Origin of the sequence: Pseudomonas farsensis (genome assembly GCF_014268805.2) — a bacterium.
GTDB lineage: Bacteria > Pseudomonadota > Gammaproteobacteria > Pseudomonadales > Pseudomonadaceae > Aquipseudomonas > Aquipseudomonas farsensis.
Window position 1 is genome coordinate 404,745 of record NZ_JABWRF020000003.1, and the last position, 12,874, is coordinate 417,618.

At 64.7% G+C, this 12,874-nt stretch carries 11 protein-coding genes; 2 read left to right on the top strand and 9 right to left on the bottom strand.

From position 1 onward, the window contains the following. Positions 1-156 precede the first annotated feature (156 nt). Both dcd and HU719_RS18105 read left to right on the top strand, forming a co-directional pair. Positions 157-723, top strand: coding sequence for a dCTP deaminase (dcd, locus tag HU719_RS18100; protein ID WP_003258001.1), 567 nt, complete (start codon positions 157-159; stop codon positions 721-723). A gap of 99 nt (positions 724-822) precedes the next feature. Then, complete coding sequence (locus tag HU719_RS18105; RefSeq protein WP_186516939.1) at positions 823-1,029, top strand: hypothetical protein; 207 nt, start codon at positions 823-825, stop codon at positions 1,027-1,029. Here the strand turns inward: HU719_RS18105 and pdeM are convergent, their stop codons facing one another. The 9 genes from pdeM to HU719_RS18150 all read right to left on the bottom strand — a co-directional run bounded on the left by pdeM (position 1,030) and on the right by HU719_RS18150 (position 12,451). Further along, the gene (pdeM, locus tag HU719_RS18110; protein ID WP_186516941.1) at positions 1,030-1,686 is read right to left on the bottom strand and encodes a ligase-associated DNA damage response endonuclease PdeM; all 657 of its coding nucleotides are present in this window, start codon (positions 1,684-1,686) and stop codon (positions 1,030-1,032) included. Further along, positions 1,679-4,126, bottom strand: coding sequence for a ligase-associated DNA damage response DEXH box helicase (locus tag HU719_RS18115; RefSeq protein WP_186534897.1), 2,448 nt, complete (start codon positions 4,124-4,126; stop codon positions 1,679-1,681). Before HU719_RS18115 ends, pdeM begins: the two co-directional genes overlap by 8 nt. Positions 4,127-4,192: 66 nt before the next feature. After that, on the bottom strand, positions 4,193-5,308 hold the full coding sequence (locus HU719_RS18120; RefSeq protein WP_186516944.1) for a succinylglutamate desuccinylase/aspartoacylase family protein: 1,116 nt from the start codon (positions 5,306-5,308) through the stop codon (positions 4,193-4,195). Positions 5,309-5,377: 69 nt separating this feature from the next. Beyond that, positions 5,378-7,030: an ATP-dependent DNA ligase gene (locus HU719_RS18125; RefSeq protein ID WP_186534898.1), complete on the bottom strand. Its 1,653-nt coding sequence runs from the start codon at positions 7,028-7,030 to the stop codon at positions 5,378-5,380. Further along, entirely contained in the window at positions 7,027-8,043 is a 1,017-nt protein-coding gene (locus HU719_RS18130; RefSeq protein ID WP_186534899.1) for a ligase-associated DNA damage response exonuclease, read from the bottom strand. Before HU719_RS18130 ends, HU719_RS18125 begins: the two co-directional genes overlap by 4 nt. Before the next feature lie 120 nt (positions 8,044-8,163). Further along, on the bottom strand, positions 8,164-10,599 hold the full coding sequence (locus HU719_RS18135; RefSeq protein ID WP_186534900.1) for a penicillin acylase family protein: 2,436 nt from the start codon (positions 10,597-10,599) through the stop codon (positions 8,164-8,166). 149 nt (positions 10,600-10,748) lie between these two features. Continuing rightward, on the bottom strand, positions 10,749-10,952 hold the full coding sequence (locus tag HU719_RS18140) for an SEC-C metal-binding domain-containing protein (protein ID WP_186534901.1): 204 nt from the start codon (positions 10,950-10,952) through the stop codon (positions 10,749-10,751). Positions 10,953-11,016: 64 nt separating this feature from the next. Beyond that, complete coding sequence (locus HU719_RS18145; protein WP_186516949.1) at positions 11,017-11,493, bottom strand: YchJ family protein; 477 nt, start codon at positions 11,491-11,493, stop codon at positions 11,017-11,019. A gap of 424 nt (positions 11,494-11,917) precedes the next feature. After that, positions 11,918-12,451, bottom strand: a complete 534-nt coding sequence (locus HU719_RS18150; RefSeq protein WP_186534902.1) for a hypothetical protein — start codon at positions 12,449-12,451, stop codon at positions 11,918-11,920. Positions 12,452-12,874: the final 423 nt, after the last annotated feature.

Below are 12,874 nucleotides of genomic sequence, written 5' to 3' on the forward strand. Positions count from 1 at the left end.
TCCATGTTTGTCGCAAATCGGATCGACGGTGGCTGGAGGCCACGTCTGACGCGGATTGCAGCGAGGTGGAGGATGTGACTTTGCCGCAGCCGCCGGGACCGGTAAGATGTGCATCACGTTTTTTTTCACCTTTGCACTCTCAGGACACCCCCCGCCATGAGCATCAAATCGGACAAGTGGATTCGCCGCATGGCGCAGGAACACGGCATGATCGAACCGTTCGTCGAGCGCCAGGTGCGCGGCGAGCAGGACAGCCGGGTCATCTCGTTCGGCGTTTCGAGCTACGGCTACGACGTGCGTTGCGCCGATGAATTCAAGGTGTTCACCAACATCAACTCGGCCACTGTCGACCCGAAGAACTTCGACGCTGGCAGCTTCGTCGATATCAAAAGCGACGTGTGCATCATTCCGCCAAACTCGTTCGCCCTGGCCCGCACCGTCGAGTATTTCCGCATTCCGCGTGATGTGCTGACCATCTGCCTGGGCAAGAGCACCTACGCGCGTTGCGGCATCATCGTCAACGTCACCCCGCTCGAGCCTGAATGGGAAGGCCACGTGACCCTGGAATTCTCCAACACCACCACCCTGCCGGCGAAGATCTACGCCAACGAGGGCGTGGCGCAGATGCTGTTCCTGCAGTCCGACGAAGAATGCGAAGTTTCGTACAAGGATCGCGGTGGCAAGTACCAGGGCCAGCGTGGTGTCACCCTGCCACGTACCTGAGCCGACCAGTTGCGGGGAATTGTTTGCTGGCAACGCACTCCAACGATTGAACAGTCCTGACGCACATGACGTGCGTCGGCTCTAGTCAGGAGTAGCCCAATGAAACTTGACCCCGCAATCAGTGCCAAGCTGGCCGTCCTGCAGCCCAACCAGATCGGATTGCTGGCGTGGACATTGCTGGCGCATCCGCCAACCGCTCTGTACGCCGGTGGCGTTCCGCACCAGCCCGAGCCAGATACACCGCAGCCGGTCGAACCCGGTGAGCCGACCCTACCGGATGAGCCGCCACCCGCCCCCGTTGCGTGACTACTGCGTCAGCGGCCAGACCCTGTCGGCGCCGGTCAGGAACATACGGGTGCCCGCCTGTGGCGCCACGTTCCAGCCGCCGGTGAATTCCCCGAATGCTGGCAGCACTGCGACCTGCGCGCCGATCACGAAGCACGGCAGGCGTAGGCGCTGGCGTGCGCGGCCGCGCAACACATAGGCAGGGTGCACATGGCCCGCCAGTACGGCATGGCTCGCGTGTGGCTCAGGTTCGTGGCACAGCGCAAATGGGCCGAGCAGCCAAGGCTCCTCATGCACGGTGATACCCAGCTCGACGGGCGGGTCGCCCGCATGCCGGTCGTGGTTGCCACGCACCAGCACGATCTCAAGCTCGCAATGCCGTGTACGCCATGCTGCAAGCGCTGCCAACGTGCCGGCGGCGCGCGCGGTTCTGGCGTGCAGAAAATCCCCCAGCACCACGAGCCTGTTGCATGCATATCGCGCGAGCAGTTGGTCGAGCCGAGCCAAGGTTGCCTCAGTGGTGCCACGCGGCACGGGCTGATGCAGCGCGCGGTAGCTTGCGGCCTTGCCGATATGCAGGTCAGCCACCAGCAGCGTGTGCTGCTGCGGCCAGTAGATTGCTTTGTCCGCCAAAAGCAGCAGCGTTTCGCCTGCGTATTCGATTGCCAGTTCATCCATGCGCGGTGCCTGCGGCCTGTTCCAGTTCTGCGACCATTCTGGCGATGCGATCGGCCAGTTTTTCGGTGCTCATCGTTTCGCGCAAGCCTTCGACCAGCAAGGTGAACGCCAGCGGGCTTGGGCGCTTCAACACATGTAGGTCGAGGCGCCGAGCGGCCATTTTTTCCAGCTGCCAGCGCAGGCGCTCGATCTCCAGCTCTTCGGCCAGCACCTCGTCACGGGCCTGGCCCAGCAGCAGGTTATCCGGGTCATGCTTGCGGAACACCTCGAAGAATAGCCCGCTGGACGCCTGGATCTGACGCATGCTTTTCTGCGCAGCCGGGTAGCCGCCAAATACCAACCCGCAGATCTGCGCGATTTCCCGAAAGCGCCGCAGCGCCATTTCGCCAGCATTGAGGCTGGCCAATACGTCGTCGAGCAAGTGCTCGGCGGACAATACCCTTGGTAGCCACGCGGCCCAGTCAATACGGCTCGGGGTGAGCAGCTCGAAGCCGTAATCGCTCACCGCAATCGACACCGACAGCGGCTGCTCGCGGCTCACCCGCCAGGCGATCAGGCTAGCCAACCCCAGGTTGGCCATGCGCCCGGCAAAGGGGTAGAGAAACAAGTGCGAGCCTTGGCGAGTGTTCAGGGTTTCGGCAAGCAGGGTGGTGGTGGTCGGCACGGCAGACCACTGCGCCTGCAGCGCCAGGAGCGGGCGCACCGCACGCAGCTCGGGGTTGTTGAAGCGCCCGTGGGCGGCGGCGTCCAGTTGTTCGACCAGTGCGTCGGCCAGCTCGCTGGAAAGCGGCATGCGCCCACCATTCCAGCGTGCCACTGCGGCCTTGCGCGAGGTGCTGCGGCGCACATAGGCGGTCATGTTCTCGACCCGGACCAGCTCCAGCACGCGCCCGCCGAACATCAGCGTGTCGCCTGGGCGAAGGCGGGCGATGAAGGCCTCTTCGACACTGCCCAAGGTCTTGCCGCCACCGCCCTTGCTCCAGAATTTCAGCTGTACGCTGGCCTCGCTGACGATGGTGCCAATGCCCATGCGGTGGCGGCGCGCCAGGCGCTCGCTGGCCACCCGCCATATCCCGTCAGGGTGTGCTTCGACCCGTTGGTAGTCGGGGTAGGCGCCCAGCGAGCTGCCGCCGTTGCGCACAAAAGCCAGCGCCCATTGCCAGTGGCTGTCGCGCAGGTCGCGGTAGGCCCAGGTACTGCGGACTTCAGCCAGCAGTTCGTCAGGCCGCATGCCGCTGCCCAGCGCCATGCTGACCACATGTTGCACCAGCACATCCATGCACAGGCGCGGCGAGCGCCTGGCCTCGATGCGCCCGGCTGCCAAGGCTTCGCGCGCGGCGGCGGCCTCGACCAGCTCAAGGCTGTGGGTGGGCACCAGGGTGATACGCGAGGTGCGCCCCGGCGCATGCCCGGAACGCCCGGCGCGCTGGGTAAGCCGGGCGATGCCCTTGGCCGAGCCGATCTGCAGCACGCGCTCAACGGGCAGGAAATCCACCCCAAGGTCCAGGCTTGAGGTGCAAACCACCGCTTTGAGTTCACCTTTTTTCAGCGCACCTTCCACCCAGTTACGCGTTTCGCGGGCGAGCGAGGCATGGTGCAAGGCGATCAGCCCGGCCCAGTCGGGGCGCGCGTCGAGCAGCGCCTGGTACCACAGCTCGGCTTGGGCGCGGGTATTGGTGAACACCAAGGTGCTGGCGCTGTGCTCCAGCTCATCGGCCACCTGGGCAAGCATCTTCAGGCCCATATGCCCGGCCCAGGGGAAGCGTTCAAGCTGGGCCGGGATCAAGGTGTCGACCTCCAGGCGCTTGTCCTGCCGCCCCCGCACCAGCAAGCCGTGTTCAGGCACCAGCACCTGCATGGCGTGGTCAAGGTTGCCCAAGGTGGCCGATAGCCCCCATACCAGCAGGCCCGGCTGCCAGCGGCGCAACCGGGCCAAGGCCAGTTGCAGCTGGACGCCGCGCTTGTTGCCCAACAGTTCGTGCCACTCATCGACCACCACCAGGCGCAGGCTGGCAAAGTCGTTCTCGGCTTGGGCGCGGGTCAGCAGCAGGGTCAGGCTTTCGGGCGTGGTGATCAGCGCGCTGGGCAGGCGCCGAGCCTGGCGGGCACGTTCGGCGCTGCCAGTGTCACCACTGCGCACGCCCACGCTCCAGTTCAGTTGCAGCTCATCCAACGGCGCCTGCAAGGCACGCGCAGTGTCGGCGGCCAAGGCGCGCATGGGCGTGATCCACAGCACTTGCAGCGCTGCCGGCTGGCGCCCGGCGCTGTTTTGCGCAAAGGCGCGCAAGGCGGCCAGCCATACCGCGTAGGTCTTGCCGGTGCCGGTGCTGGCGTGCAGCAGGCCAGACTCGCCGCGCCCCACTGCTGCCCACACCTGCCGCTGGAAGGCAAAGGGCTTCCAGCCGCGGGTGGCGAACCATGCATTGGCGAGGTCGGGCATGCGGGCGAAATCCTGCGAGGTCTGTGACTCTACTGACCGCCCGCCAAGCCGTTTGGTTTAACCGAATCAGGCGCCCAATAGATAACCGCTGCGGCAGACCTTCTCGCCCGCCACGTGGGCCACCACCATGCCGGCTGTGGCCATGCGCCGCAGGCTGCGCGCATACATCAGCCCTGCCTGCGGCGTGTGCAGCGGCGTGACACGGTCGCTGAGCGGGTCGATCACTTCGGCAACCCGTTGCCCGGCCTCCAGGTACTGGCCGGGCTTGGCGTGAAACACCAGCAGCCCACCCAGCGGCGCGGCCACCTGCTCGACCGCCGCCAATGGCGTTGCCGGGCGGCGCAAGGCCGGCAGTGGCGCAGGCTCGCCTTCGATTACACCGCTGTGGGTCAGAAAGTCCAGGATCGCCTGGCAGTCCTGGGTGGCCAGCGCGTGGCTGACATCGCCCTGGCCGCGCAGCTCGATGGTCACCGCGACGCTGCCCAGCGGGATCGGGAAGCGCTTGCCGAAACGCTGCTGCAATTGCCACCACACAAGACTGAAACATTCATCGAACGACTGCCCACCGGAGTCGGTGGCCAGCAGGCTTGCCTGCACACCCAGGTAGCGCGCCAGGGGCTCTACTTGAGGCCAGGCTTCGGGGGTGGTGTACAGGTGTTCCACAGCCTCGAAGTCGCAGTGCAGGTCGAGCACCATATCGGCATCGCAGGCCAGCCGTTGCAGCACCAGGCGTTGTGATTGCAGTGGCGTGCGCGCCGGGTGCGCATCCAGGCCGCGGCGCAGGTATTCGCGGATCAGCGCCAGGTTGTGCGCGGCATCCTGGGTCAGGTGCGGCTCGATCTGATCGCCGATGCTGTCAGACAGGTCGACGAACTTGCGGTTGAAGTTCTCGCCGCTTTGCAGCTCGAAGCGGCCCAGCGGCGCATCCAGCAGTACCTGCTCCAGGCCCACCGGGTTGGCGACCGGCACCAGCACCACTTCGCGGCGCAGGCGGTCTTGCTGCTCCAGCTCTGCCAGGCGCTGCTTGAGGTGCCAGGCTACCAACATGCCTGGCAGCTCATCGGCATGCAGCGAAGCCTGAATATAGACCTTGGCCCCATCGCGCGGGCCAAAATGGAAGCTGTGCAACTGGCGGGTGATACCGGGGACAGGGGACAGCAGATCGTGGGTCGAATGGTGCATGGGCGGCCTGAGGCAAACGTGGATAAGAAGACCCAAGGATAGAAGCACAACTTTGCGTGCCGCGCACGTTCAGCCGAGCAGTGCTTGCAGGGTGGCCAGATCGTCGGCCTGCTCGACGGTTTTGTCATGCCGCCAGCGCAGCATGCGCGGGAACCGCACCGCGATTCCGCTTTTGTGCCGCTTGGACAGCGCAATACCCTCGAAACCCAGTTCGAACACCAAGGTCGGGGTGACGCTGCGCACCGGGCCGAAGGTCTCTATCGTGGTTTTGCGGACCACCGCATCGACCTTGCGCATTTCTTCGTCGCTCAGGCCGGAGTATGCCTTGGCGAAGGGCACCAGCGTGCGTTGTGCCGCGCCCGGTGGGCCGTCCCACACCGCGAAGGTGTAGTCGCTGTACAAGCTGGCCCGCCGGCCATGGCCGCGCTGGGCGTAGATCAGCACCGCATCGACGCTGAACGGGTCGATTTTCCACTTCCACCAAAGGCCCATGTCCTTGGTGCGGCCCACCCCATACAGCGCCTCGCGTTGCTTGAGCATCAAGCCTTCGACCCCCAGGCTGCGCGACGCCTCGCGTTGGCGGGCGAGGTCGGCCCAGGAGTCGCCGGTTAGCAGCGGTGAGAGCAGCAGCGGCGCCAATGGGTGCTGTTCCAGCAGGTGCTCCAGCTGGCGCCGACGCTCGTGCTGCGGGCGGTTGCGCCAGTCCTCGCCTTGCCATTCGAGCAGGTCGTAGGCTTGCAGCATGACCGGCGCATCGGCCAGCAGTTTCTTGCCCAGGGTCTTGCGCCCAAGGCGTTGCTGGAGCAAGGCAAAAGGCTGCACGGCAATGCCGTCGCCGCCGGGCTTCCACACCAGGATTTCACCATCGATCACCACCCCGTCGGGGAGCGTGGCCGCCAGGCTGTGCAGCTCCGGGAAACGCTCGGTGATCAGTTCTTCACCCCGTGACCACACCCATAGCTGGCCGTCGCGCTTGACCACCTGGGCGCGGATGCCATCCCATTTCCATTCCACCTGCCAGTCCTGCACCGCGCCGAGCGCGCTGTCGAACTGCTCGACGGGCAGTTGCAGGGCGTGAGCGAGGAAAAACGGGTACGGCTGGCCGCCGCGCTGTTGGTGTTCGTCGTCCGACTCCGGGGCCACCAGCTTGAGGTAGCTGGCGGCGACCGGGCGGTGGCTGAGGTCGGTATAGCCGACCATGCGCTGGGCCACGCGTTTGGCGTCAAGCCCGGCAAGCTGGGCGAGGGCGCGGGTCACCAGAAGCTTGGACACGCCGACGCGGAAACTTCCGGTGACCAGTTTCAGGCACAGCATCAGGCTTGGGCGGTCGAGCTTTGACCAAAGCTGCGGCAGGCGCTCGCGCACCGCTTCGCCAGGCTGCCCACGCAGGGGCAGCAGGTGGTGTTCGACCCAGATAGCCAAGCCCTCATCCGTGCCATGCGGGTTTTCCGGCAGCAGCAACGAGATGGCCTCGGCGAGGTCGCCTACCGCTTGATAGCTTTCCTCGAACAACCATTCCGGCAGCCCGGCCTGCTCGGTGGCAAGTTCGCGCAGCAGGCGGCTGGGCACCAGCTGGCGCGGCCGCCCGCCCGCCAGGAAGTACACTGCCCAAGCCGCATCGCCTGCCGGCGCTGAGGCAAAGTAGTCGCGCAGCGCTTGCAGCTTGGCATTGCTGGAGGTGGTCGCATCCAGGCGCAGGTAGAGCTCGGCGAAGGCCTTCATGCGTCGGCCTGCGCGGCGGGCACATCGTCTTCTTCTCCGTATTCGGTGACGAACCCGCGAGCATCCAGGCCCTGTTCGCTCAGGTAGCGCACCAGCACGTTGACCGAGCCATGGGTGACCATCACCCGCTCGGCGCCGCTTGCGTTGATGGCCCACAGCAGGCCCGGCCAGTCAGCGTGGTCGGAAAGGATGAAACCCCGGTCGACCCCGCGCCGCCTGCGCGCACCGCGCAGGCGCATCCAGCCGCTGGCGAAGCCGTCGCTGTAGTCGCCGAAGCGCTTCATCCATGTGCTGCCGCCTGCCGAAGGAGGTGCCAGCACCAGGGCCTGGCGCAGCATCGGGTCATTGCGCGGCAGGTCGCCGACATACAGTGTTTCGGGCAGATACACGCCAGCTTCGCGGTAGACCCGGTTCAGCGGCTCGACCGAGCCATGCACCAGGATCGGACCGATGTGCTCATCCAGCCCGTGGAGAATGCGTTGGGCTTTGCCGAAGGCGTAGCAGAACAGCACGCTGGCCTTGCCCTGGTCGCGGTTGGCGCGCCACCAGGCATTGATGTCGGAAAACACCTCGGCCTGGGCCGGCCAGCGATAGATCGGCAGGCCGAACGTCGACTCGGTAATGAACGTATGGCAACGTACCGGCTCGAACGCCGCGCAGGTGCCATCGGGCTCGACTTTGTAGTCGCCAGAGGCCACCCACACCTGGCCTTGGTATTCCAGGCGTACCTGCGCCGACCCCAGCACATGCCCAGCCGGGTGCAGGCTGAGGGTCACGCCATGGTGCAACAGGCGTTCGCCGTAGGGCAGGGTTTGCAGGTCGATGCCCTGGCCCAGTCGGCTACGCAGAATGCCGGCGCCGGGCGTGGCGGTGAGGTAGTGGCGGTTGCCGGAACGCGAATGGTCGCCGTGACCGTGGGTGATCACTGCACGATCCACCGGCCGCCAGGGGTCGATATAGAAATCGCCGGGTGGGCAGTACAGGCCTTCGGGACGGGCGATGACGAGGTCCATGGGCAGGGGTGTCGGTGGCGGGCGTTACAAGGTGGGAGCGCTGCCGGGGAAATAAAGTTCGGATTTAGTTGCCTGCCGCGAGGCAGTCGCTCGCGACAGGGTTCATTGTGCTGCGCCTGATTACTTGCCAGGCACCAAGGTCAAGCGTTGGCTGCCATACGCCCGGCCAAAGTTCTGTGGCTGCACCGGCAGGCTCATGAAGCGGCCTTTGAACCACGCATCCAGCCCGTCGCCATAATGGCGGCTGGCGGGGTTGCCGGACTGCCCGCTGCTGGTCAGCACCTGCAGGGGTTCTGCCTGGCCGAAGTCGACGACCATGCGTGCCGAGTTCGGCAGGCGTGTGTCGAAGTTGTTGCCCCAGGCGTACGGGGTGAGCGCCAGTGTGCCGAAGTCTCCGCCTGCAGCCAGCGGCGCGCGGGTCTGGGTATCGCCCAAGCCTTGGTAGCTGGCAGCGGGCCAGCGATACTGGTGCAACTTGCCCCACTGCCAGGCGCGGCGGTCGGCGCCCAGTTGCGCGGTGCCGGTGTCGATGGCTGCGGCCAGGCTGCGCGCCAGGATGGCGGGCTTGTCTTCTTTCTGCGGGGTGCTGCGATCATCCCAGAACGGGCTGTCTTCGCGGCCCAGCAAGTGGTCGGCCTGGGCTGAGTAGGACAACTGCGCATTGCTGACGAAGGCCTGCCACGCGGCGCCAGACTCGGGGCCCAGTTCGTCGAGGAAGGTCTGGCGGGTGACTTCCTGCAAGAACAGTTCGTACAGCGCAGCATCGGCCGACACCGGGCTCAGGCGACCGTCGAACGCCTTGAGCCGGGCCAGTGCGTCACGGGCTTTGTCACGCTGGTCGGCCGGCAAGGCGTCGATGGCCTGCTTGAGTGGCTGGGCCATGCCAGGGGCGTCGAACATCTGCTTGAGCTTGGCGGCCAGCAACGTCACCTGATCGTTCTGCAGGGCCATCAGGCTGCGGCTGTCATGGCGGCCATTGCCGGCAAGCTCGGCCAGGCGCTCGGCGCGCTCGGGGTAGTACCAGGTGCTCGACAATTGCATGCCATAACCCTTGGGCAGGCTGCGCTGGTTGGCGTGGCCGATGAAGCCTGTGGTCGGGTCCTGGTCGTAGGGGTGAAGCATGGCGTCGGCGTAGCCATCCCAGTCATAGCGCCCGTCCCAACCCGGTGAGGGCAGCAAGCCTTGGCCGTCACGGCGGTTGGGGTAGCGGCCACTGACCTGCCAGCCGATATGGCTTGGCTCGGCGAACACGAAGTTCAGCGCCGCAGCGCCCACTTCACGGGTGCTGTCGAAGGCGCGCTCGATGTTGCTGGCGCGGGTCAGGTCGAACAGCGCATCCAGGCTGCGGTCGCCTTTGAGTTGTGGCACGTGCAGCGCCAGGCCCAGGCTGCCGTGGCCCGGCAGCAGGGTGCCGTGGCGGGTGTCGTACATCACCTCGCGCTGCGGGCGCTGGCCACGGACCAGGAAGGTCTCGTTGCGGCCCCGGGCCGGCTGCCATTTGCCGTCGGCCAGGTAGCTTAGTTGGTTGCCCTGGCGGCGCACCTGTTCAAGGAACAAGTCCTGGTTGTCGGCCATGACGGCGCTGGCGCTCCAGGCCAGCTTGCCGTTGAAGCCGGCCAGCACAATCGGCAGGCCGGGCAGCGAAAGGCCCGCCACCTGGTACTTGCCGGTGTGGATCTGCACCGGGCTCAGCGCCCAGCTGGCGCGGCTGTCGCTGGCCAGCAGGCTTTTGCCACTGCGGCTGCGCTGCGGGCCAAGCGCCAGGTTTGAGGAACCTGGGCTACCGAGCAGGCCAAGGTCGGCGAGCTGCTGGCTGGCGGCTGCGAGCGAGGCCAGCCCCGGCAGTTGGTTGGCCAGGTTGACCCCTTTGAGCTTGTCGGTTTCGCCATGGGCCAGCGGCTCGTCGGGGGCCACAGGCAGCAGCCAGGCCAGTTTGTCGGCACCGACTTTCTGCGCCAGGGTAAGGGCGGAGAGTTCTTCCTGCAGGTTGGCCGACTGGCTGAAGGCATACAGGCTGAAGACCAGCGCCGAATCTTCGGGCTTCCAGTATTCCGGGCGGTAGCCGCTGGCGGCGATGTCTGCCGGCAGGTTGTTGCGGTAGCGGAACAGGTAGGCGTTGACGCCCCGGGCATAGACTTCGAAGAAGCGCTTGAGCCGTGGCGAGGCATCGGCATACAGCTGGGCGGCGCTCTGCTTGAGGTTGGCGGCGCGCATCAGGCGGTCGATTTCCAGCGCATCGGGGCCTGCCATTTCGGCAAGGCGGCCCTGGGCCAGCAAACGCATGGTGAGCATCTGGCCAATGCGGTCGCCGGCGTGGACATAGCCCAGGCTGAATAACGCGTCATGGAAGTTGCTGCTCTCGATCAGCGGTGCGCCCATGGCATTGCGCCGTACCGAGACATTTTGCGCCAGGCCCTTGAGCGGTTGCACACCGCTGCCAGGCAAAACGCTGCCCTTTTGGCCGCCGATCTGGCAACCGGCCAGCGCAAGCATGCCGAGCAGCGCGGCGGCACCGCCGAAACGGAGACGGAAGGGGGGAAGGACGGCGGCGGCCATGAACGGGGCTCCTGCGGGGCGAGGCGGGGAAAAGGCGCTAAAGGTAGTGGGACAAACAGCAAGCTTCAAGTTGAAAGCGGCAAGCAAAAGCGGATGGGTTGGCGACCCCGCTCTCACTTGCTGCTTGCCGCTCGAACCTTGTGGCTGCTTCAGGCCCCGTGGCACTTCTTGAATTTTTTCTCGCTGCCGCATGGGCATGGGTCGTTGCGGCCAACGTCCTTCAGGGCGTTGCGCACCGGCTCCTGGTGGCCATGGTTGCAGTGCGGGCCGTGCACGTGGCCGTGGTCATGGTCGTGGTGATGGTCATCGCCGTGGTTGCAGTCAGGGCCATGAACATGAGGTTGTTGGGTCATTGCAGGGTCACTCCGGTTGAATATGGGCGCGATTATCGCACCCTTGCGCGCCAAGTGCAGCGGCTCATCCGACCAGATAGCTGGCGCAGCATTTCTTGAACTTCTGGCCGCTGGCGCAGGGGCAGGGGTCATTGCGCCCGGCCTTCAGGCCCACCGTCGGGTCGATGAAATACCAACGCCCGCCGTGCTGGACGAAAGCTGAACGCTCGCGTTGCTGGTGATCGCCCTCGGCATCGTGCCAGCGCGCGGTAAAGGTCACGAAGGCATGCTCGGGTTGCCCGCCGAGCACCTCGGCGCTTTCTACTTCAAGCCCAAGCCAGGTGCTCTGGGCGCTCCACGCAGCCATGGCCGCGCGGTCCAGGCCGCTTTGCTGGGCCACAAGCGTGGTTGCCACCAGATAGTCCACCAGCCCCAGCACATAGGCGCTGTAGCGCGAGCGCATCAGGGCTTGCGCGTCCGGTGCCGGGGTGCCGGCATGATAATGCCCGCAGCAGGCATCGAGCAGGTTGCCACTGCCGCACGGGCAGACCGAGACACTCATTGAATCACCACCAGTACTTGCCGAAGTTTTCAGGGTTGGCCCAGAACTGAGTGGGGTATGGCGGCAGGCCAAGCGTAGCGGGCTTCATAGAGGACCTCAAGGAATTTGGTGACAAAGCTGGTGACAGTGTTGGTGACAGACAGCGAGACCGCAAGGGCGAATTAACTGGTGTCCTTAAAGCGCCCACGGGCACCTATGCGAGGGCCTACGGGGGAGCCTGCGCGGGAAGTCTTGTAATGGTGACCTTTCAGATTTTTCTGTCAGATTCTCAAAGGGCCTGCTGTGAGCTGGTGTGACTGACACCACTGGCGAGCAGCTAACTACGGTGGCCTGCGAGACCACAACCATAACCCCAGTTGAACGGCCAGACAGACCCAGTAGAGGGCCTGTAGGTGGTCCATGGGGTTCTCCTATAGGTTGATGGTTAGATGGTCTTGAGGCCCAGCTCAGCGGCTCTCTGTGGAGTCAGATTGCCTTTTGCTACGGCAGCCCGGAGACCCCTTTGAGTGTTCTTGTGGGGAGCCTTAAGGGCCTTCCAATCGCACTTGTCGTTGAAGGTCATGCGCTTGAGGATGTCCGCACTATGGTCATTACCCAGTGAGGCCATCTTGTCGGCTACCAGTGCGGCCACCTCGGGCATCTCAAGGATCGCCTCGAAGGCGTCATAGACCATATCCTTGAAATCCTCAGAGACCCACCCAGCGTACTCGATGGTTGCTCGTTTGGTTGCAAAGACCATGGAGCCAGAACGCCCGTTGTTTAACGCATGCAGAAATTGCATTCGTTCCAGACGCTCAGCGAGCTTGGTCCGCCACTGTCCCGGTTGCTTACCCTTGGGCAGCTTCAGGGTTCGCCAGATGTCAGTCAGGTCCCATTGGCCCCGGTCGTTTGCTTTGAAGGCGTGACCTTCGATGATGATGACGTGGCCGGAATGCTTGTGTTTGATGTCGATATTCATGGTCATGTTTTCCTTTTGTTTGCTCTCTGAGTTCGCTCCCACGGGCAGCCGAAAGACCCCATGACGGGTACTGACAGTGGCACAGAGGGCAAACAGAAAGACTTTCGATTAGATGGATGCCCAGCGACGGGCAGGTGCAGTGGTTGAGGTATTGGTCGCAATAGTGAGTAGTTTTGAAAGAGGCGTAGACCATGCCGTGCCCTACGGGTCGGACTTATAGGTCTCTCTCAGATGGCCTTAGCGGCTTTGCGGACCCGGTTACGCTCACGCTCATAGGCTTCAAAGCGAGCCACAGCGGGGCCCATAGGAAGCCCATTGAGGGAAGCCGATAAGGCCACCACAAGGCGCTTGCGTTGGATTCTGGTCATTGGCTGACTCATGGTATCGGTCTCCTGTAAGAAGCCCATCGAGGCCCATTGCGGG